This is a genomic window from Pseudoalteromonas sp. PSi26 (genome assembly GCF_054960575.1).
Genome location: NZ_JBHNYT010000010.1, coordinates 20,997 through 46,289, shown reverse-complemented (window position 1 = coordinate 46,289; position 25,293 = coordinate 20,997). Strand labels below are relative to the sequence as shown.

Sequence of the window (25,293 nt, the reverse complement as noted above, 5' to 3'; positions counted from 1 at the left end):
CTATTATGGTGTTTTTATTACTAAAACGGTGGCACTCATTGCTGGAAAAGCCACTGTATCACCTAGTAACTGTGTTTTTTTGGAGAATAAATTAAGCGCTTTGGCATTTTTTGGTATTACTTCCTGCATATACTTAATATTCTTAACGAGCTCTTTTGTGTTTTTATTCATAAATACCAACACAGTTTGCTCTTCGCTAATACGCGCATAACTATACAGACCTTGTTGAGGCGTAAAGTGTACTAACTTGCCTTTATTTAACGCAGTGCTGTTTTTTCTAAAGTTAAGCAAGGTGCTAATTGTTTTGTGCATGTCTTTTTGTTGCTCGGTAAGCCCTTCTCCTGTAAATGCATTACTCGTTTGCCCTTCAAATCCTCCAGGAAAATCAATTCTAATATCGCCATGGTCTTTACTTGGGGTGTTATCTAATAGTACTTCCGTACCGTAATACATTTGCGGTATGCCACGTGTGGTTAAAAATAGCGTCATGGCCATTTTTGTTTTGGCAACATCTTGTCCAAGCTCGGTGTATACACGGCTCATATCGTGGTTATCGGCAAATACCATAATGTTATTGGTATCAGGGTATAAAAAGTCATTAGCTAACGATTCATATACTTTAACCCAACCCTTGTTCCAGCTTTCATCTTCATTTAGCGCTTGGATAACCGACTCTTGCAGCGAAAAGTCCATCACGCTGGGTAAGCTTGATGTATAGCCATCTTGGTTATGCTTACCACGTTGCCAATAAGAGGCAATTGCAGGGTTAGACGTCCACTCTTCTCCTACAATATTAAAGTCTGGGTACTCTTGCATTATGGCTTTTGTCCAATCACTCAAAAATGCTTTATCTGAGTAAGAGTAGGTATCAACGCGAATACCGCTTAAATTGGCGTATTCTATCCACCAAATCGCATTTTGAATTAAGTATTCACTTAACAGTGGTTGGCGCTGATTTAAATCAGGCATGGTTTCTACAAACCAGCCATCGTTAAACTGGCGTTTATCGTATGCACTGGCATGTGGGTCTTGTATAGTTTGGCGTGCATGGCTGGTGGCATTTTTGCCATTGTTAAATTCACCATTAAAGTTAATCCAATCTTTGGTTGGTTTATCTTTAACCCAGGTATGCTCAGAGCCAAAATGGTTAAGAACCATATCCATTACAAGACCTATGCCTTGCTCTTTTGCTTTTACAGATAACGTTTTGTATAACTGGTTTGAGCCCATTCGTGGGTCAACCTTATAAAAGTCAGTAATTGCATAACCATGATAAGAATAATTAGGCATGTTGTTTTCAAGCACAGGCGTTAGCCAAAGCTGTGTTACGCCTAAGTCGTTTAAATAGGGAAGCGCGTTTATAACGCCTTGAATATCACCACCGTGGCGCCCACCTTTTATACTCGGGCTTGCTGCTTCTAACATGCTTGGGACGGTATCGTTTTCTTTATCACCATTAGCAAATCGATCGGGGTTAATTAAATAAAGCGTATCAGCTGATGTAAACCCTTTACGCTGAGCGCTGTTTTTATCTCGTTCAAGAAGTGGGAACTCAAAGTTATTGTTTGTTTCGCTGCTATTAAATTTAAGCGTTCCCGGTTGAGCTTCATCGGTAATGGTAATATTTAAAAATACATAATTTGGATTATCGGTACGGGTTACTTTATTTAACTTAACGCCGTTGTATTTAGCTAATTTAATTTGCTCGTTTGCAATGTTTTGCTCATGAACCATAATGGTAATCGTGTTTTTGTTCATGCCAACCCACCAATTAGCTGGCTCAACGTCAAGTGCGTAGCTAATGGTTGGTAAAGTACAGGCACTTACAAGTAAAAGCTTTTTTAAAAGTTGCATCATCAGGCCTTTTTAATTTTTGCTAAAAAATCTTTATGAGTGGGTAATTGATCTACCGTTGAGGTAATAAGCGTTTTTAGTGTTGAGAATAAATCGTTTAGTTGTTCCCTACTGAGTGAGTCAACAATACTATTGTAATCGTTTGGAATAAGCCCTTGCCCAATGCATACTTGCTGCCAAGCCACTTCTGCAAATAGTTCGTCGTTTTCTCGAACCACCTTGCCTGTTTGCCTAAATAAATCCATTTTATGAGCTAACGATTGAGGAATATCCATTTGCTTACATTGGCGCCAAAATGGGGTGTCTTTTCGTTCGGTTAACTTGTAGTGTAAAATAATGAAGTCTCGAATATGCTCTATTTCAGTAACACTTTGCTTATTAAATTCAGTAACAAGCGCATCACTAATGCCATTATGAGGAAATAACTTAATTAAACGTATAACCGCACTTTGAATTAAATGAATACTGGTAGACTCAAGCGGCTCTAAAAACCCACTTGAAAGCCCCACTGCTACCACATTTTTATGCCATTGCTTTAAGCGTCGTCCTGTTTTAAATTTTATTAAACGAGGATTTGTTGTAGGTTCACCCGGTAAGTTGTTGAGTAAAAGCGCGGTAGCTGAGTCGTCAGATAAATAACGACTGCAGTAAACAAGCCCGTTCCCTGTTCTATTTTGCAATGGTATTTGCCACTGCCAGCCTGCGTTATGTGCAATAGAACGCGTATAAGGCCTTAATTCGTCACTTCCTGTTGATTGCACTGCTACGGCACTATCGCATGGTAAATAATGCGACCAATCAACAAAGCCTGTATTAAGCGTTTGCTCAATTAAAAGTGCACGTTGCCCCGTACAATCTATAAATAAATCCCCCTCAATTTGGCTATTATTATCAAGCGTTAGACTGTTAATTTGGCCTGTGTTAGGGCATTGCGTAACATGGTCAATTTTTGCATCTATGTGTTTTACACCGCGTGATAATGCCAGTTTTTTAAGGTACTCAGCATATAAGGTGGCATCAAAATGAAAAGCGTAACTTATTCCTGGTAGCTGTGTATTAGGAATAGCGCTTAGTGGTGCAAACTTGTGCTTTTTAGCAGCTTGGTAATTAAGTGAAAAATCCCATAAAGAATCCTCACTACCACTTATTTGCCCTTTTATCCAAAAGTTATAAAAGTCACAAAACGGAAAGTCTTTACCAAACGAGCCAAACGCATGCATGTAACTATGAGAGGTGGTTTTCCAGTTTTCGAACTCAATGCCAAGCTTTATAGAGGCATTAGTAGCATTTATAAAGTCTTGTTCATTAATACCTAACGCATTGTTGAGCTGAATAATAGGCGGAATGGTCGCTTCACCAACGCCAATAGTACCAATACTGCTGGATTCTATAAGGGTGATGTTAATTACTTTACCTAACACTTTATTTAGTAGCGCTGCGGCTATCCAACCAGCGGTCCCACCGCCCGCAATAACAACGTTTTTTATTGGTTTCATAGTATTGCCCACGTGTTAATACCAACTCAACATAGCACTTAATGGTTTGATTGGTATAAATCAGATTTTGATAAAATTTAGATAAAGTAGCTATAAAAAAGCCCTTGTAAAATAAATTACAAGGGCTTCTACACACAACGTTTATTATAGCTTGTAGCTAAAGCCCAGTAAGAACGTACGACCATAATCTTGGTAGTCACGTACTTGCAGCGCGTTATCGCCACTTAAAGTAGTAAACGGTTCTTCAGTAATATTTTGTACTTGGAAGGTTACATTTAAGCCATCTAAGCTATCAACACCAGCTTCGCCAAAATCAAAGCCCAATTGCGCATCCCAAATTGTTTCACCTTTAATATCAACTTGAGTTGCAGCAAGACCTAATCCGTTTACGTTACCTTTAAAGTCACTACGCTTACGCATGCTTGTACGCGCTTGGAAACCATTACGCTCGTAGTAAACTGTCAAGCTATCTATTTGGTCAGATAAGCCAACAAGTTCATATTCATTACCGTTTTGATCTTCAACGTCTTGCTCAATACCAGTATGACTTGCAATTAAACCAAAGCCATCTAGTGAAGAGTGGAATACATTGAATGGTAACGCAAGTGAAAGCTCGTAACCCCATAGGTCACCGCCGCCGCCATTTACTTTACCATTACCTGTACCCGACGAAGTTGCAGGTATTTCACCCGTTGCAGGGTTAGCTACACCAGACATATCGACTGCGTATGTACCGTCGAATATCCATTGATTGATATCTTTATAGAAAACCGCAGCAGAAAAATAACCTTCTGCATTAAAGTAGTTTTCGTAACTTATATCGAAACCTGTCGCTTCTTTTGGCTCTAGTTTAGGGTTTCCACCCGAAATGCTCCAAAAGTTACCATTATCATCTGGTTGTTGTCCGTATGATGCATTAATTGACGCATTCATATCGTTTAACAATGCGCGTGAAATAGTTTTTGCCGCACCAAAACGTAACGTTTGTTCTTCATCGATTGCAAACGATAAGTTAATGCTTGGTAAAACGTGGCTGTAATCGTGACTTACGTCTGTTGGTGTAACAACTACTAGACCATCTACTGTGTTAGCAGCTGAACCTTGTGAAGACTGTTCAGTTTTAACATAACGAACGCCTACATTACCTGTTACCGGAATTGATCCAATCTCTGCATTAATATCAGCTTGAACAAAGAACGCTGTTACTTTTTCTTGTACTGTCCACGACTGCGTTTTGTGTTTTTGGTCAGTTAGGCTTTCTTGAAGTAAATCATAGTAACCATCGTTTATTAAGGCACGAGTATCGTAGGCAATCATATCGCCCATACCAATGAAGTCTAAACTAGCTGAACCTAAACGGTACTGCTCTGGAACAGAAACCATACCCGGGTTTGACAGTGAAAAATCTTTAAGTGTTAAGAAATAACCTTCAGACAATTTTGATTTTTCACGGTCACGATAAGACATACCAAATTTAACAGCATTAACGTATTCGTTATCAAGAATTTTAGTTGCAGCTAGTTTCAGCGTAGTTAGTTCATCATTCACTTCTGGCGCATTGATAAAACCATCTTGTGCTGTATTTTGAAATGGAGTGTCAGTTAAACCATATTTGTCATTTAGGGCTTTACTTCCGCCCCAGGATAACGGGCCACCTAATTGAATTAGGTTATAGTCACTGTAATCTAGCTCATGAGAAAATTGTGCACCCGTGTTACCACCATCAAGCATATAACCTATGTTATCAGCAACACCATTAGCATCACCTCGGCCTGTGCCTGAATAACTTTCAATGCTCCATAGCTGACGTTCAACCTCAGAGCGACTAATATCAAACTCTGTGCTCCAACTGTCATTAATGTCGTACTTTGCATTAAAACCAAACTGCGTCAATTCTGCTTTTCGTTCTTGATGATCGTTACGTACAACAACACGTTGGCCTTCAGTCACAGCACTTGTGATAAAACCAGTCTCGGCATCAACCGTTGTTGAGTCAGGGCTAATTGAACCTTGACCCCATGCAAATGGAATTTCGATACCGCGTAAAATTTGCTCATCTGCGAAATCGATGTAAAGCGCATCAAACGTCATGTTTAATTTATCAGTAGGAGCCGCTTCTAATACAAGCATAGCTGAGTCACGCTCAAGCGTTGAAGAACGTACAAACGGTTTAGCACCACCTAAAATAGAATATGACTGACCATCTTCAGCAGTAAACTCTGGGTAACCCCATGAGTTCCAGCGCTTTTCTTGGTTTGGTGAACTCATTGTGTTGTAAGCAAATGCTACACCAATCGTGTCATCTGCGAATTGGTCAATGTATGAGACCGTACCGCGGTAACCTTGATCATCACCGTCTGGATTAAGCTTACCAAAACCAGTTTGCTCAAGTTGACCATTAAACATGATTACACGTTCACCTTTACTTAAAGGTTTAACGGTTTGCATGTCGATAACACCGGCGATGCCTTCAGCTTCGATACTCGCACTGGGTGTTTTGTAAACCGTTACGCCGCTCATTATTTCAGATGGGTAAAGGTCGAACTCAACGCCACGGTTGTCACCAATCGATACTTGCTCACGGCCATTAAACGTAGTGGCACTTTCATTTTCACTAAAGCCACGTACACTCACTCGGCTTGCACGACCGTCTAGGCGCTGTGCTGTTAAGCCAGGTAAACGAGCGATAGACTCAGCAATCGACGAATCAGGCAGCTTACCAATATCTTCTGCAGAGATAGACTCAACGACTTCTGGTGAAAAACGTTTAGTGTTGATTGATTCTACAATACTGCCACGAAAACCTTTAACTTCGATGACTTCTACGTCGTCATTTTTTAATTGTTTTTCTTCAGCTGCAGTTGTTGCAAAGCTAGTGATGCCAGCAGCAGCCAACGCCAGAGTTAATATACTTGGTTTGAACATAGACATGATGTTTTCCCGTTACCCATATTGTGATACCCGCTCAATTGTTTAGTGATAGTAAACCGAGGCGAGCTTATTTTGTTGTCAGAATGGATATTAACGCTTGGTTTATTTTATTAACAAGTTTATGCATACGTATTCAAGCCTTATAAAACCAACATAAATTAACATAAACTTCACATAAAACTTAGTAACACACTGTTTTAAATGGTATTTATTGGTGCAAACAATTCCATCCGAATATTACAATTATGCAAAATAGCCTAATGATTTTAACGTGCTTTAACAGCCTGTAATTACTAATAAATAAATTTGAACCATGCAGAATAAGGCAAATATAATCAATAAATAGGAATGTGAAATTGGTAAGACCATTACATACAATCACTATTATAGTGCAATCCAGTAAAAATATGCACTTGCGAGGTGCTATGCCGCATTACTTTTTAATTACATGCAATTGGTAAACAGATTCAATTTAATGGCATCGCTTTCTAGAAACTAAATAGAGGCTTTTTGAAGTCACTCAAACATGCTTATTTTTGTGCATACGTATGCAGTCTTTTTACAGTATCTCGGCCTTCACGTATGCTTTTTGCAAATAACGTGATTTACCATAATCACATATAAGAATTTAAAAAACTGTTTGGAATGACGGAGAAAAGCATGACCCAAAAGCAGTGGTATAAAGGTGCGGTTATTTATCAAGTTTACCCGCGTAGCTTTCAAGATAGCAACAACGACGGTATTGGTGATTTAAGAGGAATAATTAATCGTATTGATTATATTAAGAGCTTAGGTGTTGATGCTATTTGGATTTCGCCATTTTTTAAATCTCCTATGAAAGATTTTGGTTACGATATTAGTGACTACCGTGATATTGATCCTTTATTTGGCAATTTAAACGACTTCGACGAGCTTATTGAACGAGCCCACGACCGCGATATTAAAATTATTATCGATCAGGTGCTAAGCCACACGTCAGATCAACATCAATGGTTTTTAGACAGCCGTGAAAACCAAAATAACGATAAAGCCGATTGGTATGTGTGGGCTGACTCTAAAGAAGACGGCACAGCACCAAATAACTGGTTATCAATTTTTGGCGGCGGTGCATGGCAATGGGAACCACGCAGAGGACAATACTACCTTCATAACTTTTTAACTGAACAACCCGATTTAAATTTTCATAACCCTGATGTTAGAAAAGCCGTGCTAGATAACGTTGAGTTTTGGCTTAAAAAAGGCGTTGACGGTTTTAGACTCGATGCCATTAACTTTTGTTATCATGATGCGCAGCTTCGTGATAACCCTGCTAAACCAAAAGAAAAACGCCAAGGCCGTGGTTTCAGTGAAGACAACCCCTACGCTTTTCAATACCACTACTACAATAATACCCAACCTGAAAATATTGAGTTTATGCAAGATATTCGTGCGTTACTTAATAAATACCCTGGCACTGTGTCACTAGGTGAAATTTCGTCAGAGGACTCTTTAGCCACTATGGCAGAGTACACACAAGGCGGTGATAAGCTGCATATGGGTTATAGCTTTGAACTTTTAACTAACGATTATTCAAGTGAGTATATAAGAACAACTGTGCAAACTCTTGAAAAAGGAATGACAGAAGGCTGGCCTTGTTGGGCGTTTAGCAATCACGACGTTGAACGTGTAGCAAGCCGTTGGAGTCAAAATGGCGAAGTTAATTCACAGCAATGTAAAATGCTCACCGCCCTACTCGCATCCTTGCGCGGTAGCGTATGTATGTACCAGGGTGAAGAATTAGGCCTAGGGGAAGCCAACGTAGCCTTTGAAGATTTGCAAGACCCGTATGGAATAACCTTTTGGCCAAACTTTAAAGGACGTGATGGCTGTAGAACGCCGATGCCATGGGATAATGCCGATTTACACCATGCAGGCTTTAGTGACACTAAGCCATGGCTGCCTGTAGACGAGCAGCATAAGCAGCAATCAGTAAAACAGCAAACACATGATCATGATTCTATCTTAAATGCTTATCGTGAATTTATGGCGTGGCGAAAAACAAAAACCGTGCTACTTGAAGGCGATATTGAATTTATTAACACACATGAGCCTGTACTTGCTTTTTACAGAACATTCGAAAATGAAAAAATGTTGTGTGTTTTTAATTTAAGTGGCACTGAAGCATCGCTATCGATGCCAACTGAGGTATTAACAGAGTTTAGTGAGCTTAGCCACCACAAAGGGTATATAACGAACGATCAATTACTATTAGCGCCGTTTGCATGCTATTACGCAACGTGCTAATTGATACTAACCGCTAATTAGTTACAAAAAAGCCCATGTAATAACATGGGCTTTTTTTAGGTAAGTTTAATGGTTATGGGTTTTACTATTGAGGTAATCGGTAAATGCAAACAACACTCCGGACATCACAAAGGTGACGTGGATTATTACTTTCCATAGTAGCTCGTCGTTTGAATGCGCCTCTGAATTTATAAATACTTTTAATAGTTCTACAGCCGATATTGCAACGATTGCGCTGATAAGCTTCATTTTCAGCCCTGAAAACCCCACTTTACCCATCCAAGATGGCTTATCTTCATGATTATCTATACCTAGTTTAGACACAAAGTTTTCGTATCCACTGAATATAATAATCAACAATAAGCCTGCAAGTAACGCTGTATCAACCAGCGTCAATATGCCTACCAGTAAATCTTGGTTTGATGCGGTAAAAGTAGCGATCCCCATTAAATAAAGTTGTTTAAAAAACTTTATTAATAACAAAATAACTGCAAACAAAAGGCCAACAAAAAAAGGCGCTAACAACCAACGTCCTTTAAAAATAAACGACTCCAGTGCATGCTCTATTTTATTGGTTGATTGAATGTTTTTTTTGGGTGTATTGGACGTGTTAGGTGTCATTTATTATTCTATGAATTAAAAAAAGCGACATTAACGTATTAATTAAGCTTATACAAATAATTATAAAAAAATGGCTCATAAATAAACTTATCTTTACGATAAATATATTTCGTTATCTTTTATTTAAAATTCGATTAAATTCAGCATACCAACAGAAGCGTTCTGTTTGGACATGTTTGTTTAATAGCGACAATAACCGCTATTAATCCATTTTTTAGGAATAAACGAATGAAAAAAGCATTACTTGCATCATTAACAGCGTCACTATTTGCAGTATATGCAACATACTCAGTAGCAGACGACACACCAGTAGCATCAGCACAAATGGTAAAAGAGTACACTGAGATGTGCGTTAACTGGGCTAAAGACGACGATGTAATGAATGAAGACCTTTACGCGTATGTTTTAAATTGCGTAAATGATGAGCTTGAATCAGAAGGCTATCAAAAAGTAACTTCTGTAAAAATCTAACCCTGACTCAAAGGTATGCTTTAAGCCTGCTTTTAAGGCTAGCTATGCTTAGCTAATTGAACAGCCAAAAAGCCGTTGCGAGCACAATTACCAAGCATAAAAAAACCGGAATAGACACAGGCTGTGCATTCCGGTTTTTTGTAACTATAAGGTGTTAAAAACGCGCTTTAGTTACTTTTCATCTTTTTTTGCTTTTGCTTTAGGTTTTGCTTTAGCAGGGGCTTTTTTAGCAGCAGCTTTCTTTTTAGGTGCAGCTTTTTTCTTGGCTTCTTCTACCCACTTACCTGCTTCATAATGAGCAGTCCAACCAGTTGCTTTGCCGTCTATCTCAGTCATAACATACTGCGCTTTGTTTTTACGACTGTAGCGCACAACAGCAAGATTACCATCTGGGTCTTGACCTGGTGCGTCCGCTAAATAGTAGAATTTAGGGGATATACGATCTCTAAATCGTTTTAACTCTTCAACCTTAGGTGCTCGAGTTTCACGCGATTTAGGGAATGTATTTGCAGCTAAAAATATACCTGCAGCACCATCTCGTAATACAAAATAGGCTTCTGATTTTTCACATTCTAATTCAGGAATATGAACTGGATCTTCTTTAGGCGGAGCAGCTTCACCATTTTTTAGTAACTTACGTGTATTTTTACACTCTTCGTTATTACAGCCAAAGTACTTACCAAAACGTCCAGATTTAAGTTCCATGTTTGAGCCACATTTATCACACTCAATAATTGGACCGTCATAACCTTTAATCTTAAACGTGCCTTGCTCAACAATATGCCCTTTACACGCTGGGTTGTTACCACATACATGTAACTTGCGGGTCTCATCAATTAAATACGAATCCATCGCGGTTTCACAAACGGGACAGCGCTTCATTTGCATTAATTTTTCTGTTTCTTCGTCTTCAACATCAGCGGCAACCGCTTCATCGCCCGACACTAAATTCATAGTGGTTGTACAACGTTCTTTAGGTGGTAGGTTATAACCCGTACACCCTAAAAACACCCCAGTTGAAGCAGTTCGAATACCCATTTTACGGCTACAGGTAGGGCATTCTATATCAGTTTCAACCATTTCATTAAGACGCATGCCACCTTGCTCTGGTTCGTCTTTTGCAATGGTTAATTGTGTTGAAAAATCAGCGTAAAACTTATCAAGTACTTGCGTCCATACACGCTCACCTTCTGCTATATCATCTAAGCGGCCTTCCATTTTTGCTGTGAAATCAAAGTTCATTAAATCCGTAAAGTTTTCAACCAGACGATCGGTTACAATTTCACCCATTTTTTCAGCAAAGAAACGACGGTTTTCTACCCGCACATAGCCACGGTCTTGAATTGTAGAAATAATAGAAGCATAAGTAGATGGACGACCTATTCCTCGCTTTTCTAACTCTTTAACTAAACTTGCCTCACTAAAACGCGCTGGTGGCTTAGTGAAGTGCTGTTTAGGATCAAGTTCAACAAGTGTCAGTGTTTCGCCCACTGCAACAGCTGGGAGTGATTGATCTTCTTCGTTCTTTTTGCGAACAGCTGGTTGCACTTTGGTCCAACCATCAAAACGAAGTACACGCCCTTTAGCTTTAAGCTGAAAATCGTTAGCCGCAACAGTTAAGGTTGTTAGATCGTACTCTGCAGGTACCATTTGGCACGCTACAAACTGACGCCATATTAACTCGTAAAGCTTTTTAGCATCGGCATCTACACCTTCAAGGTGTCCAGACAGCACAGTAACGCTAGAAGGACGAATCGCTTCGTGTGCCTCCTGTGCATTACCTTTAGAGCTGTAGTTAATTGGCTCTTTTGGCAGATATTTTGAGCCAAATTGCTCTGTAACGTATTCACGACACATCTCAACAGCATCTTTCGATAAGTTTGTTGAATCGGTACGCATATAGGTAATATAACCGCCTTCGTACAGTCGCTGCGCTAGCATCATGGTCTTTTTAACACCATAGCCTAAACGTGTACTAGCAGCTTGCTGCATTGTTGATGTGATTAATGGTGCACTTGGGCGACTTTTACTCGGTTTTTCTTCAACATTAACAACTTTATATTCAGCACTCTCAAGGCTTTTTACCGCCTCTTTGATCTGAGCTTCATTTACAGGTTTAAATGGCTTGTCTGCTTGTTTAGTGACTTCTAAACGTAGGTCAGACTCGCTATTTTTAACATCTGCATGAATATCCCAGAACTCTTCTGGAATGAACGCTTTTATTTCACGCTCACGCTCTACGAGTAATCGCACTGCAACTGACTGTACTCGCCCTGCAGATAAACCACGCGCTACTTTTGCCCACAGAAGCGGCGATACCATAAAGCCCACAACACGGTCTAAAAAGCGACGAGTTTGCTGAGCATATACCATGTCAGTATTGAGCTCACCCGGTGTTTCAAACGCTTGCTGAATGGCATTTTTAGTAATTTCGTTAAAAACAACGCGCTTGTATTTTTCTGGTTCACCACCGATTATTTCTTGAAGGTGCCAAGCAATTGCTTCCCCTTCTCTATCCAAATCCGTTGCGAGGTATATTTGGTCTGCTTTCTCGGCCAGCTTTTGTAATTCTTGAACAACCTTTTCTTTACCCGGTAGGATTTCGTAATGAGGCTGCCAGCCTTTTTCAGGATCAATCCCCATACGTGCAACCAAGTTTGCGTAATCTCGTTGCTGTTTATACGCTGCTTTCTCATCCGGTGGCATTTTACGCACTTCTGCTGGCGTTTTAGTTGCCGGCACTTTTGCTTTGCTCGAACCTGAGGTAGGTAAGTCTCGTACATGCCCAATACTGGACTTTACGATAAAGTCATTACCTAAGTATTTATTAATTGTTTTAGCCTTAGCAGGTGACTCTACAATTACTAGCGATTTGCCCATAGTTGCCTATTTCTAACCAAATATTGAAAATGTGTTTACCGCATTAGCGGTGCGAATATTTATAGGTATATCTACAAACACTAGTTGTTACAAGCTTTTAATACAAACTTTTCAGTATTTACTGAATAAACGAACAATTTTTGTTGCTAATTTAGACAAACTGGTGTTTTTAGAATAATTGCTGTGGAATATATAGAACACAAAGAAAAATGCCAACCTAAAGGTTGGCATTTTTTACGATAACTTAAACATCATCGAAAATTGTGATGCCTGTCGAGACCGTTTTACTGGCCCCTAGTTGGTTTTCAAATTCAAAAGTAATACTTAAAACCCCACTTGTTTGGTCGTTACCATCAGTCTCTCGTGAAATTAATACATCCGAGTACATCGGTTTATCTGTGTTGGTATTAGGTATTGTTTCACTGTGACTAATAATTGACAGATCGCCATTGCTCGTTGTTAAAGACACTACCGTGTTTGCAGGTAATGGATTACCAAATTCATCTGTGTAGTGAATACGAACAGCCATTGATGTTAAACCAATGTCCACGGTAAGTGTTTCAGGGTCTGTTTCGTCAGGGTCATTAGGATCGAAATCTGGGTTAGCGATTTCAACATTGTTAACAGAAAGGTCTATTGCAGCAACATCACAACGCTCAGTTACATCGGACTCTTCTAACTCTACAAAAGTTCTGTTACCAGATACTGAGCTTGAACAATCGGCAGGAACAAATACTTCAAATGGTGCTGGTAATGCATCCGTTTTAACCACAGAGAAACGTACATATGGTTCATCGCCTGACATAACTAGCTCAATGTTTTTACGAACCTCAACCAACTCACGTGAACATTCGCCTGCAGCATTTGCAGCTTCGCTACATAATAAGCCATTGTAGAGGCCGTCAGCAGCATCGTAGATACCGTCGTTGTCTAAATCACGCCATGTTTCGTTATGACCACCACGCGAGTTTAACTCTGAACACGCATCTGATACAGGGTCGTAATCATCTCCGCGTGCATCACTACAATCCGCTTTATCAAAACTGTTATTTTCGTTGTGATCAATAAAGGCTTCAGGTAAATCGTAGCTAGCGTAGTACTCGCCTATATCAAATAAACCATTCGTACGCTTTATATCATCAGTTGATTGCTCATCAACAAAATTTTCTTGACCTTTAGTAACTGCAAGCACACTTACGCGCCCCCCCATTACTACGCCGTTTTCGTCATTTTTAGCGCGTGTAATACCATTAATACACGGTGCAGCTGCGCCAAAATAAGGGTCACAATTAATTTCGCCCGTTTTAGGGTTTATACCCTCAGTTGTCGACGCATTACCGTCAATATCGCCTATTCTGTTACCCCATTTGTAATCTTCAAATGGGCGTTCACCTTGAGAGCGCCATGTAACAACACAGGTTGCATCGGTTGTTTTACATGTTTCTTCGTTGCTTGAAGAACCAACCACACCCGCCTCTGAAAGCACTGTAGCTTCAACACCGTCACCGTTGTAATTATTGAACTGGTCACCAAAAAATACAGTTAAATCAGTTATGATACCGTTGTAGTAAAGTGAGTTAGTATTAAATGTTGTTGGGCTTAAATCAAAGCTGTTTTGGTCAGTTACACCCGAAGCAAGTGTAAGCTGAGCAGAAACAGAACTAATTTGCTCAGAAAGTGGGATCAGGTTTAATGTACCCTCTGGGCAAATTTCATTGCTAGGATCAGTTTGGCACAATTGGAAGTCATCAACCCAACACGTTAAATCATCACCCTCTGGAAGAGCTTTAACATCGTCTTTAGACACATAACATGCTTTCACAACTAAAGGCCCAGGCACAATACCTGACGTTACTGTCGTTTGTACCAAACCTTCGTTATCTGTGTTGCCACTGGTAAGCGTTAAATTTGCAGCGCCTACCGAATCTGTTAGTTTAAAGTCAATTCGTTGCTGAGAAGACGCTATATTGTCAGCATCTAAAAGCTTAAAAGTAACGATTGATTGAGTTGGTAGGCCACCTTCGCCTGGTGGAAGCGCAATAAATGTTTCGCTTACATCCACAAATTGAATAGACTGTACTGCAGAACTTTCCACGGGTATAACCGTTGATTCAGTAAAGTTTTGTCCGCCTGTTTCGACTGTAATAGTTACATCATCGTCAATCTTACACCCTGTTGCTCTGTAAGTTGCTGTAGCAATACCATTTGACGATTTTACGCTGTCATCAATGACTGACTCACCAGCAATCGCACAGGTAGAGCTAAATTCAACGTCAGTAGCTGTTAAGTATAAATTACCATCTTCGTCTAAAAGCGTTACTTCTATTACCGTACTACCGCCTGCTTTAAGCGGTATAACGCTGCCATCATCATTAATGTTCAAGCCGTTATCAACGCTAAGCGTTAAATTTGCAATACCCACTGCAAAGTTTAAAGATGCACTTTCATCGAGAGCCGTTGCCGTAACCGTTCCTGCGCCACCAGTATTGCCCGGCTGCAGCTTTAATAATGCAATACCAAAGTTATCAGTTAGAGCAGTGCCCGATGAAGGTAAAATTGTACCTAAATTTGTTTCAATATTTACGAGTGCGTTTTTTCTGCCTTCGCCACTTTGTTCATTAGTGATTTCTACAAATAGCTCACCCAACTCTGAAGATGAAATGCTGTTGGTCACAGTACAACCAGATGCTGCAGATAAAGGGTCTAATTTAACATTGCTGCGGTTATCATCCCAATCAGCGTTACAGCCTGTTAATAGTTTAATAGATACTGAAAATTGCGCTTCATCTTGCGCTGCACCATCACCCGATGAGTAAAAGACGGCCGTGTTGCTAACGCTCGTACCACTTGCTGGAGCGTAACTTGCTACAACTTGGCCAGCACCCGTTGCTACACCACTCCCTAATGTAACGCGAGCTTCACCAGAATCATCAGTAATCGCCGTGCCAAGCTCTGGCGTTATAACGCCCGTAAAATTGGTACTAAAAGAAATGAGTTTTTCCGCAACAGCAACACCGTCTGATTTAAGTGTTGCAACAACAACACCGGTGTTATCCGCAGTTACTGGGTTAGCACTGGTAAATTTATTACCATTTTGGTCAACAATTTGAACTTCTAAAGTTGTTGAGCCACTCACACCCGTGTCGTCACCTTGGCCACCCGTTGATTGAAATGCAAACGTGGCTGTATACGTTTCATCATCGCCATTGAAGGTGGCAGTAACTTCACCAGCGCCTGCCTCAGAGCCAGCACTTAACTCGATTGTTGCTATGCCATCGTTTTGTGTCAGGGCTGAATCAGGGTTTAAAACCCCTATATCGTCAGCCAACGTAAAGGTAATGCGTTTACCAGCAACAACAGCTCCATCATTATCTTTTAAGGTTGCACGTAAATCTAATGACGCAGTACTCGTCACGCTATTTGATTTCGTTGCGTCTGCTTGAGAGTAGCCTTGTAGCGTTAACGTATAAGTTGTTGTATCTGTGTCTGTATCAGTGTCACCAACTGTACCGCTTTTTTCAATTGATCCACCGCCACCACAGGCTGTGAGTAATAAGCTGAGCAATAAAATGCCGAGTAGTCGCATTAAAGGCATGAACCTCTCCCTAGCGTTGTTATTATTAACAATATGTTGTTTACCTCATATTAACCTATAACTTAGTCTAAAATCACAGTTTTTTATTACTTTTTTGTACAAAAATATTTCGTGTAAATACTAATTTTTTCTGTAGTAAATAATTTCTTACTGGTAGTCTATGGCAAATTTATAAAAAGTAGATTCGGTGTATGTCAAAAATCGGTACGTTAAGTTTAACTACTCGCATCATGATTGGTATGGTGCTTGGTGTTACAGTTGGTTTTATATTTCAAGCAATCTTAGCTGGTCAAGACGATTATCTAATCCCTCTTGGATTATTCTCTTTGCCAATTAAAGCCTTTTTTGTTGACGGCATTTTTCATGTGGGTGGGCAAATTTTTATTGCTAGCCTAAAAATGCTCGTTGTCCCTCTTGTTTTTGTGTCCTTAGTATGTGGTACCTGCAGCTTAAGTGACCCTAAAAAATTAGGGCGATTAGGTGGAAAATCGATTGGCTTGTATTTGATTACAACTGCAATCGCTATAACGGTGGCTATGACACTTGCCTTATTATTTAACCCAGGTGAAGGCATTGGCTTGCCATCTCAAGCAAGTTACGATGCGAAGGAAGCTCCGACCCTCGCTCGTGTTATTATTGATATGTTTCCAACCAACCCATTTGAAGCAATGGCAAAAGGCAATATGTTACAAGTAATTGTATTTGCATTGCTTTTTGGTATTGCTATGGCTTTAAGTGGCTCAGCAGGTAAACGTGTTGCAGCCGTTTTTGAAGATTTAAACACCGTTATCTTAAAGTTAGTAACGTTACTAATGAACATTGCCCCTTACGGTGTGTTCTTTTTAATGGCCAAACTATTTACTACCATAGAACTTAATTTGATTGTAAGTTTAGCCAAATATTTTGGTGTTGTTGTATTAGCGCTATTGTTTCATGCCTTTGTAAACTACACTTTACTATTAAAACTCCTGACCGGCTTAAACCCTGCCACTTTCTTAGCTAAAATGAAACACACGTGTTTATTTGCCTTTAGTACATCAAGCTCTAGTGCAACCATGCCAATAACACTTGAAACTGCAACTAAAAAGTTAGGTGCTAGTAATTCTGTCGCATCATTTACTATTCCGCTAGGTGCAACTATTAACATGGACGGCACTGCAATCATGCAAGGTGTTGCTACAGTATTTATTGCACAAGTTTTTGCAGTTGATTTAACGGTATCAGATTACTTAATGGTAATATTGACAGCTACGCTTGCGTCTGTAGGAACGGCGGGTGTACCCGGAGTTGGTTTAATCATGCTAGCAATGGTGCTTAATCAAGTTGGTTTACCAGTAGAAGGTATCGCCATAATTATTGGTGTAGACAGACTGTTAGATATGACTCGTACCGCTGTAAATGTTACAGGCGACTGTATGGTTACTTGTGCGGTTGCTAAAAGCGAAGGTGAGTTAGATGAAGCGATTTTTAACGACCCTAACGCTGCAAAAGATTTAGAGGATTACCATAAGTCAATTGACTAATGGCCATGAAGTTTTAAAGCTATAAAAAAACCCTGATAGTTATCAGGGTTTTTTTATGCGTAATGCCTTATGCCGTTCTTAGGGATTTAGTGATTTAAACTTAGACAACAAGTTTATCCCTATTTTATTTACGCCACTGCTTAATCCAAGCGCAAATTTATCGCTTAGTCCTTTTTTTACTTTGTATTTAATTTTGTATATTTGACGTTCGCTTTGTTGTTCTAGTAATGCATCGTCGCTTGTTTTAATTACGTCAACTAAACCTTTGTCTATTGCTTGCGTGGCAAACCAATGTTCACCCGTTGCAACTTGGTCTATGTTTAAACTCGGACGCTGTGAACTAACAAAGGTTTTAAATAAATCATGCGTTTGTTCTATTTCATCACGAAACTTTTCACGTGCTTTGTCTGTGTTCTCACCAAAAAGAGTTAAAGTTCGTTTAAATTCACCTGCAGTAATTTGTTCAAACTCAACATCATTTTTTTTCAAAATTTTATTAAAATTTGGAATTTGCGCTATTACGCCAATAGACCCAACTATAGCAAAAGGTGCTGCTAATATTTCATCAGCAACACAAGCCATCATGTAACCACCACTCGCTGCTACTTTATCGATAGACACACTCAGCGGTATACCTGCCGATTTAATGCGTTGCAATTGCGATGCAGCAAGCCCATAGCCATGGACTACCCCGCCGCCACTTTCCAAGCGAATTAGGACTTTATCTTTTTTAGGATCTGCAATTGAAATGATTGCTGTAATTTCTTCTCTTAAACTTTCAACTTCATGAGCATCCACACTCCCAATGAAGTCAATAACATAAAGACGAGGTTTTACACCTTCTTTATCTGATTTTTTGTCGAGCGCTTTACGCTCTTTATCGTGCACTTTAAGTTCTTTTTTACTTAATGTATTTTGTAAAAAATCTTCTTTAAGCTCACTCAGCTGAGCCGATACATCATCAATTTGTATTTCACCCTTTTTTGCTTTTGGCTTTACAGCAGCGCCAACAAGCATCATTAAAATAAGTCCTACCGCGATAACAAAGGTAACTGTTTTGGCAAAAAACAAACCGTATTCGTATAAAAATTCCAACTGATCTCTCCGATTTTAAATTTACGCTAATTTATCATGCTTTTAAGCAAAAAAAAGCCACTTTAAAGTGGCTTTGTATTAGATATATTTTAGAGCGTATGTTTAGTCAGTAACAACATCACTGTTTGTTACTAATAACGTACGACCGCGAGTAGCTAAATAAACAGCAACTTGCATTTGCATTTCAGCATTTGCAGCAGCACTACCCTCTACAGTAGACGACTGAGCAGCATCTTGTGCAGGTGTCAAAATAGAACCATGATGGCCCTTAGAAAATTTAACTAAGTAGCTAGATGGTGTTTCTGTCATTGCCTGCGTTGTGCTTACTGTTTCTAATCCCATAAAATTAGCAAGTGGAATTGTGCCAGAAATAGGATTGTTAGTAGCCATTGGTGGAATAACTTGATCTGGCTTGTTTTCACCGCCGTCACCCACTACCACATTAGTATAAACAGGTGTACCCAACGCTTGTACCGCTGCTGCGTAATTAGTTGGGTCACCACTGTCTAATGCTGTTTGAGAAGCAAACGCGAACTGCGTAAATACGCCTTGAATATTTGTAAGTTTAGATGTTTCGCCTGCCGTTGTAATAGACGCAATGTATTCGTTATAACCACACGTTAAGTATGCTTCCATATCGGGTAGTGTAGCGCCACAGTTAGAAACTGCATCACCTTGCAAGAAGGCATTAAACTCATCAGCTTCAGTTGTACCAGCTTGAGAAAGTACAGAGCCTTGAATAAACGGGCCAAATGCTGCTGATTCTAATAAGAAGCTAGCAATACCGCCACCGCCACTTGCAAGAGCCACTGTGTTTACATTAAATAATGGGTCAACAGTCGGCGCTAATGGATTGTTAGCCTGTGCAATAAACGCAGGAGCAACAATAGAGCCTAGTGAATGTCCAATGTAAGTAACATCTTGGCTGTTAATAGTTGCATCTTGCAAAAAGTTTAAACCTAAACGTAAACCTAATAAATCTGCAGCAGATTGGCGTAAGCTATCACGTGCAACTAATAAAGAACTTAAATTCATGTAACTAAGTACTGAACCGGTTGTTGCATTAAAGTCGTCGTTACCATCACCGTCAACATCTACACCACGTTCACCATGACGAGGATGATCAATTGCAACCGTTGCAAAACCTTGAATAGAAAGCTGAGCTGTTAATGCAAGCATACTTTCTTTGTTGGTTGTAATACCATGTTGCATCATAACAACAGGCCAACCACCTTCAGGCATTTCAATTGCAGGTAACTGTAACTGTGCACGTACACCGTTAATGATTGGTAAAATTGGCTTTGTCACCTGTACTGGTACGTTAGCCATACTTTGTACTTTAGGGATTGGGTTATATTTTGTTAAATGACGTGTGCTATCAATACCTAGGTCACGTAACTGTCCACCACTCAGTGCTGAACATAACCCATCATTTTCACTGATAGGATCAGTTGGGAATGCATCACCTGCAACCGCTTTGTAACCTTGAAGTGCTACAGCGTTATCACACATACCTTGCCAGTATGTATCGTTTAAATCGCTAATATCTGTACCAGTTGGCGTGCCAAGGTACATAGGTAACATAATGCTACCTTTTAGATATTGAACGCCTGAAAACGCAGCCGATACCGTTACACCCTGAGATGCAAACACTTGTTGCACATTAACCATTGGTTGTTCAGGTACCTGCAATGCTGGAGTAGGCAAAGCATCGTTTTGTAAACTTGCGGCCAATAGATTTTTTATTGTGCCAAGTACCGGACCCGCTGACTGAATTGTCATTGCGCCTGAGAAAATAATATCTTCTTTTGAAATATCACCAGAGCTTACAACTACATTCTCGTAACTATTTACAGCACCTTGTAATGCCAGTTGAGAGTCGGTAATTAACGGCGCTTCTTGTTTCACTAAACCATAAGTGGATGACGGCGCAATAGAACGTCCCATAGAATCTTTAAGGCCTGTGGTTAATACATTAATGTACGAACTACCTGCTTTAAAAGGCTTAAGAGGAATAATAGCGACGGCATTTCCTGAAGCTTGTGTAACAAAATCAACACCGAATGTTAATTCGCCAACTAACTTACATGCTGCACCAGCTGGAGCAACAGAACATTCTGCATCTGTCAGACTTGCGCCCATTATTACTTCAAAAATTCTTACGCTGCCAGGTGTTCCAGCTGACGCTTCATCAAGTGAAACATTTGGTGGAAATGTCAAATCAACTTTATAAGGAACTTGAGACGACCAGCCGTCCAGTGCGCCTAATGCTAACTGAGGATCAGCATATGCAGCACGCGGAATAGATACATTGTCGTCATCTAATTCACCTGGGATATTTAAAGTACCATCTTGGGTGCCGCTCATTAATAAATCATTGGGAACAGAAATTACACCGTTAGCTGGGTCAAAGCTAACCGTGGCCATAGGTACAACTGTAGCGGTTTCATTCTTAACATCTTCTAACGTTTCTCCGCCGCCACAACCTGCTAAAGCAGCAGTGACCGAGAGTGAAAGTAGCATTTTCTTCATATTGGTGACTCCGAACATATTTTATTTTTATAGTGTGTTTAATCAGTGTATCAAGTTAAAACAATGTAATCAGATTATTAATGAGACATTAGACCAGTTAAACTTAACGTAAAGTTTCTTTTTTCGCCACCTAATTTTTCAATAAATTCGATTACTTGTCGAATTGCTATGTTAAAATCAAAAAAAATCTATCAATTGGTACCTTTATGCACAATTATCAAGCAGCTGAAAATGCATTAAACGATAAAGTTATTTTAATCACCGGCGCTGGCGATGGTATTGGCCGAGTAGCGGCTATTACTTATGCCAAACATGGTGCTACAGTCATTTTATTAGGTAAAACAACAAATAAACTTGAATGCGTTTACGACGAAATTGTGAATGCAGGGTACCCAAAACCTGCAATTGTACCAATGGACTTAAAGGGCGCAACAAAACAAAATTATCGTGACCTTGCTGCAACTATTGAGAATCAGTTTGGCCGTTTAGACGGGCTCCTAAATAATGCAGGCATACTTGGCTCTCTTGGGCCACTGGAACATTTTTGTTCATCTACGTTTGAGAACATCATGAAAGTTAATGTGACAGCTCAAGCAATGATCACCAAAGCATTATTTCCCGTGCTGCGTAAATCAGACAACGCGTCTATTGTTTTCACCTCATCAGGTGTTGGTCGAAAAGGCCGTGAGTTTTGGGGACCCTATGCCATCTCTAAGTTTGCAGTTGAAGGCATGATGCAAACGTGGGCTTGTGAAGTAGGTAAAACCAACATTCGCGTAAACTGTATTAATCCAGGTGCTACACGCACATCTATGCGCGCATCGGCATACCCTGGTGAAGATAGGGATAAGTTGGCAACACCTGAAAGCATTATGCCGACCTATTTATATTTAATGAGTGATGATTCAATTGCAGTCAATGGCGAGTCATTAGACGCACAAATAAAAAAGTAACAGCTGTTTACTTTTATTAACCTCAATAAAAAAGCCGCAAATAATGCGGCTTTGTACAAAACGTCAAAATATCACTTACGCTTAGTCGACTTAACACGTTGGTTGTGCTTTTTAACCGCTTTACGAATTTGATTAATTTTAGCGCGTTTATCTTTGCGTTTCTCTGGCATAACTGAAAGTTTAGTTTGCGTTTCACGACCTAATTTAACCGTTTTACGTAAATAGTTGACGGTGTCTAGGTCGTATTCAACCCAACCACCTTGTGGCACACGCTTATCTAGCTCTAGCTTACCGTAACGAATACGGATAAGACGCGACACTTCAACGTCTTGAGATTGCCATAAACGACGAACTTCGCGGTTGCGCCCTTCGTTTAATGTCACATTAAACCAGCGGTTAATCCCTTCACCACCTAGCGGTTTTATATTTGTGAATTTTGCTGGACCATCTTCAAGCTCAACACCACGCATCAGGTTTTTAAGTGTCTCGTTTGTTACTTCACCAAACACACGCGAAGAATATTCACGCTCTACTTCATAACTTGGGTGCATTAAACGATTGGCTAATTCACCATCGTTGGTAAACAACATTAAGCCTGACGTATTCACATCAAGTCGGCCTACAGCTATCCAACGATCGCCATCAATACGAGGAAGTCTGTCAAATACAGTACGACGACCTTCAGGGTCTTTACGTGTACTCAACTCTCCCTCGGGTTTGTTGTACATAATTACACGGCAAATTCTGTCAGCTTTTTCTTCAATTTTTACGGTATGACCGTCAACACGAATTAAATCGGTTTCTTCAACGCGGTCACCGAGTTTAGCTACTTTGCCATTAACACTAACACGGTTAGCGTCAATGTATTTTTCCATTTCACGACGCGAGCCTACACCAGCTCTGGCTAGGACTTTTTGTAACTTTTCACCTTGTATATTCATTCGGATGGTTCTCTCACAGAAGGATCACTTAATAACTGGTTTATTTTACTTTCTTGTTGCGCAGGTAACGCAGGTAAGTTTTCTAAACCCGTTAATGAAAAATAATCTAAAAATTGTTTAGTAGTGGCGTATAAAGCGGGCTTACCCGGTACTTCTTTGTGCCCTACCACTTTCACCCACTCTCTTTCGAGTAAGGTTTTAATTATATTCGAACCCGTTGTTACACCTCTTACTTGCTCTATTTCACCACGCGTAATGGGTTGACGATAAGCAATAAGTGATAATGTTTCCAATAAAGCACGTGAGTATTTAGGAGCTCGTTCTTGCCATAGGTTACTCAACCAAGGGCTCAAACTACTACATGCCTGAAATCGATAACCACTACCAACTTCAACAAGGCGAATACCACGGGTTTGAAAGTGTGTTTGTATTGTTTCTATAGCCTCGTTTATACGTGACATAGAAATTGCAATATCCACTAAAACAGTGTCTTTAATATGGCGTTTACTTATGGGTTTGTCTGCAACAAAAATCGCAGCCTCAATGATTTCAACCAACTGCTCATCACTAATTCGCCGCCCAGCCATATACACTCTTAATAAATAAAAATACACAGCCATCTATTATGACAGAACAACCACTAACTAGGAAAATATATCTGGCAATTATCGAAAATTAGCTATAAAAAAAGCCAGTTAAAATAACTGGCTTTGATTTTTATGCTCTGAATTTTAATTAGCTGTTTTGAATTGACTCTAACGCTTCGTCTTCAGCTACAGATTTACCATATTTATTTATGTAGCCCATAAACTCATTTTTACTAATTCGCTTGTCTTCGTTTTTGTCCATATAACCAAAGTGATTTGAAATATCGTCGTCATTGCCTTCAACAACTGATATGTAACCATTACTATCGTTATCTAAACTGGCAAAACTACTTTCAATTTTGTCAAATTTTGCAATTTCAGCTTTAAAGGCTGATTCACTTACATCACTATCGGTTGCAACCTTGCCAGTGTTTAACTGCATGTAAGCATTAAATTCTTTACGACTAATTTCTTCATCCATATTGGTGTCGATATTTGAAAAGTGACCCCAAATATTATCGTCGTCAGCTTCAACTTTTGAAATAAAACCATCACTGTCGTTGTCTAGGCTTGCAAAGTCGCTGTCTATTTTATCAAGACCTTGATTAGATGCGCAGGCTGCTAAACTTAATGTTGCTAAAATAGTTGTTGCTAATGTTAACTTTTTCATAAGACGTGTCCTTCGTTGTTAATAAATGTCACAACAACTAATACAAGTCTGGTGCCAAAATAAAATAAACATAAATTTCAGTATCTTACAGAACCCCTGTGTATTATTTATTCTATTTTCAATACGTTAGCCTTGAAACCTTTTCAACCAACCTTGTAAATTTTGCAAAAAAAAGCCCAGCTGTAAAAGCTGGGCTCTCATTAATTTTGTCTTGCTAATTAAATTGCAGCGTTTTGATAACGCTTAACAAAGTCAGTAACTTTCTGACCGTTACATTTAAGCGAGTTTAAGTTACCGATTTTTTGGCGTACTGGCGCTAAACCTTGCTTTAATGCAGTCATACATAGTTGAGTTTCTTGTTGAGCGTCTTTAGCAAACACTTCTACTTTGTTTTCAGTTATATTGTTTGTTGAATCTTTCTTTGCAATATCACGGATATCTTGACCGTTACACATGATGCTCTGTGAGAAGCGTGATAAGTATACATTATGCTTAGCTGCTAATTTACGTGCCGCAGAAAAACCTTCGTTTGCGCTTAATACGCACAGCTTAGACTCAATTGAGCTGTCTTGGCTGAAGTAAGTGTTACTTTGAGCTGAAACAGAAGAAGATGCTAATAATGTTACCGCTAAAAATAATTGTGCTTTCATGAGAGATCCTATGTGAACGAGTTTGCCAATGAATTTGCGCGCATTATATAGCCAATTTCATGCATATCAATTGAATTTTTTATTTATTTTATAAATTAATACAACATTAACAATGTTTAAACTTTCACCAGCATTTGATCAACATTTACGCAGCTATTTTGTCATTTCAGACATGTTATGTAAGCTAATTTACTGATACAATTTGCTATCA

General features: G+C 39.5%; 16 protein-coding genes. 4 read left to right on the top strand and 12 right to left on the bottom strand.

Annotated elements, in window-relative coordinates:
* Positions 1-3 precede the first annotated feature (3 nt).
* The 3 genes from ACFI34_RS12085 to ACFI34_RS12075 form a co-directional block, all read right to left on the bottom strand.
* Entirely contained in the window at positions 4-1,857 is a 1,854-nt protein-coding gene (locus ACFI34_RS12085) for a glycoside hydrolase family 13 protein (RefSeq protein ID WP_462673675.1), read from the bottom strand.
* Complete coding sequence (locus ACFI34_RS12080) at positions 1,857-3,350, bottom strand: tryptophan halogenase family protein (RefSeq protein ID WP_462673674.1); 1,494 nt, start codon at positions 3,348-3,350, stop codon at positions 1,857-1,859. The genes ACFI34_RS12085 and ACFI34_RS12080 overlap by 1 nt, the downstream gene beginning before the upstream one ends.
* A gap of 144 nt (positions 3,351-3,494) precedes the next feature.
* Positions 3,495-6,281 carry a TonB-dependent receptor gene (locus tag ACFI34_RS12075; RefSeq protein ID WP_462673673.1) on the bottom strand — a complete coding sequence of 929 codons (2,787 nt, stop codon included), beginning with the start codon at positions 6,279-6,281 and terminating at the stop codon, positions 3,495-3,497.
* Positions 6,282-6,941: 660 nt separating this feature from the next.
* Here ACFI34_RS12075 and ACFI34_RS12070 point away from each other — a divergent pair.
* Positions 6,942-8,564: an alpha-glucosidase family protein gene (locus ACFI34_RS12070; RefSeq protein ID WP_462673672.1), complete on the top strand. Its 1,623-nt coding sequence runs from the start codon at positions 6,942-6,944 to the stop codon at positions 8,562-8,564.
* A gap of 66 nt (positions 8,565-8,630) precedes the next feature.
* On the opposite strand, the gene ACFI34_RS12065 is transcribed toward ACFI34_RS12070, so the two are convergent.
* Positions 8,631-9,185, bottom strand: coding sequence for a TIGR00645 family protein (locus tag ACFI34_RS12065; protein ID WP_462673671.1), 555 nt, complete (start codon positions 9,183-9,185; stop codon positions 8,631-8,633).
* Between the two features lie 228 nt (positions 9,186-9,413).
* Here ACFI34_RS12065 and ACFI34_RS12060 point away from each other — a divergent pair, with 228 nt between their 5' ends.
* Complete coding sequence (locus ACFI34_RS12060) at positions 9,414-9,656, top strand: hypothetical protein (RefSeq protein WP_006792156.1); 243 nt, start codon at positions 9,414-9,416, stop codon at positions 9,654-9,656.
* Between the two features lie 171 nt (positions 9,657-9,827).
* On the opposite strand, the gene topA is transcribed toward ACFI34_RS12060, so the two are convergent.
* Both topA and ACFI34_RS12050 read right to left on the bottom strand, forming a co-directional pair.
* Positions 9,828-12,536, bottom strand: a complete 2,709-nt coding sequence (gene topA / locus ACFI34_RS12055) for a type I DNA topoisomerase (protein ID WP_462673670.1) — start codon at positions 12,534-12,536, stop codon at positions 9,828-9,830.
* 244 nt (positions 12,537-12,780) lie between these two features.
* Positions 12,781-16,131 (bottom strand): hypothetical protein, encoded by a 3,351-nt coding sequence (locus tag ACFI34_RS12050; protein ID WP_462673669.1) that lies wholly within the window; start codon positions 16,129-16,131, stop codon positions 12,781-12,783.
* Between the two features lie 191 nt (positions 16,132-16,322).
* Between ACFI34_RS12050 and ACFI34_RS12045 the strand changes: the two genes are divergently transcribed.
* Positions 16,323-17,654 carry a dicarboxylate/amino acid:cation symporter gene (locus ACFI34_RS12045; RefSeq protein WP_008131535.1) on the top strand — a complete coding sequence of 444 codons (1,332 nt, stop codon included), beginning with the start codon at positions 16,323-16,325 and terminating at the stop codon, positions 17,652-17,654.
* A gap of 78 nt (positions 17,655-17,732) precedes the next feature.
* Here ACFI34_RS12045 and sohB read toward each other — a convergent pair whose 3' ends face one another.
* Both sohB and ACFI34_RS12035 read right to left on the bottom strand, forming a co-directional pair.
* Positions 17,733-18,749 (bottom strand): protease SohB, encoded by a 1,017-nt coding sequence (gene sohB, locus ACFI34_RS12040; protein WP_462673668.1) that lies wholly within the window; start codon positions 18,747-18,749, stop codon positions 17,733-17,735.
* A 102-nt stretch (positions 18,750-18,851) separates the two neighbouring features.
* On the bottom strand, positions 18,852-21,281 hold the full coding sequence (locus ACFI34_RS12035) for a VolA/Pla-1 family phospholipase (RefSeq protein WP_462673667.1): 2,430 nt from the start codon (positions 21,279-21,281) through the stop codon (positions 18,852-18,854).
* Positions 21,282-21,487: 206 nt separating this feature from the next.
* Here ACFI34_RS12035 and ACFI34_RS12030 point away from each other — a divergent pair, with 206 nt between their 5' ends.
* On the top strand, positions 21,488-22,234 hold the full coding sequence (locus tag ACFI34_RS12030) for a YciK family oxidoreductase (protein WP_462673666.1): 747 nt from the start codon (positions 21,488-21,490) through the stop codon (positions 22,232-22,234).
* A 71-nt stretch (positions 22,235-22,305) separates the two neighbouring features.
* Here the strand turns inward: ACFI34_RS12030 and rluB are convergent, their stop codons facing one another.
* The 4 genes from rluB to ACFI34_RS12010 all read right to left on the bottom strand — a co-directional run bounded on the left by rluB (position 22,306) and on the right by ACFI34_RS12010 (position 25,082).
* The gene (gene rluB, locus ACFI34_RS12025) at positions 22,306-23,175 is read right to left on the bottom strand and encodes a 23S rRNA pseudouridine(2605) synthase RluB (protein WP_462673665.1); all 870 of its coding nucleotides are present in this window, start codon (positions 23,173-23,175) and stop codon (positions 22,306-22,308) included.
* Positions 23,172-23,762, bottom strand: coding sequence for an SMC-Scp complex subunit ScpB (gene scpB, locus ACFI34_RS12020; protein ID WP_008131527.1), 591 nt, complete (start codon positions 23,760-23,762; stop codon positions 23,172-23,174). Before scpB ends, rluB begins: the two co-directional genes overlap by 4 nt.
* Positions 23,763-23,910: 148 nt before the next feature.
* Positions 23,911-24,432: an EF-hand domain-containing protein gene (locus tag ACFI34_RS12015; protein WP_462673664.1), complete on the bottom strand. Its 522-nt coding sequence runs from the start codon at positions 24,430-24,432 to the stop codon at positions 23,911-23,913.
* A 218-nt stretch (positions 24,433-24,650) separates the two neighbouring features.
* On the bottom strand, positions 24,651-25,082 hold the full coding sequence (locus ACFI34_RS12010; protein WP_462673663.1) for an exonuclease III: 432 nt from the start codon (positions 25,080-25,082) through the stop codon (positions 24,651-24,653).
* Positions 25,083-25,293: the final 211 nt, after the last annotated feature.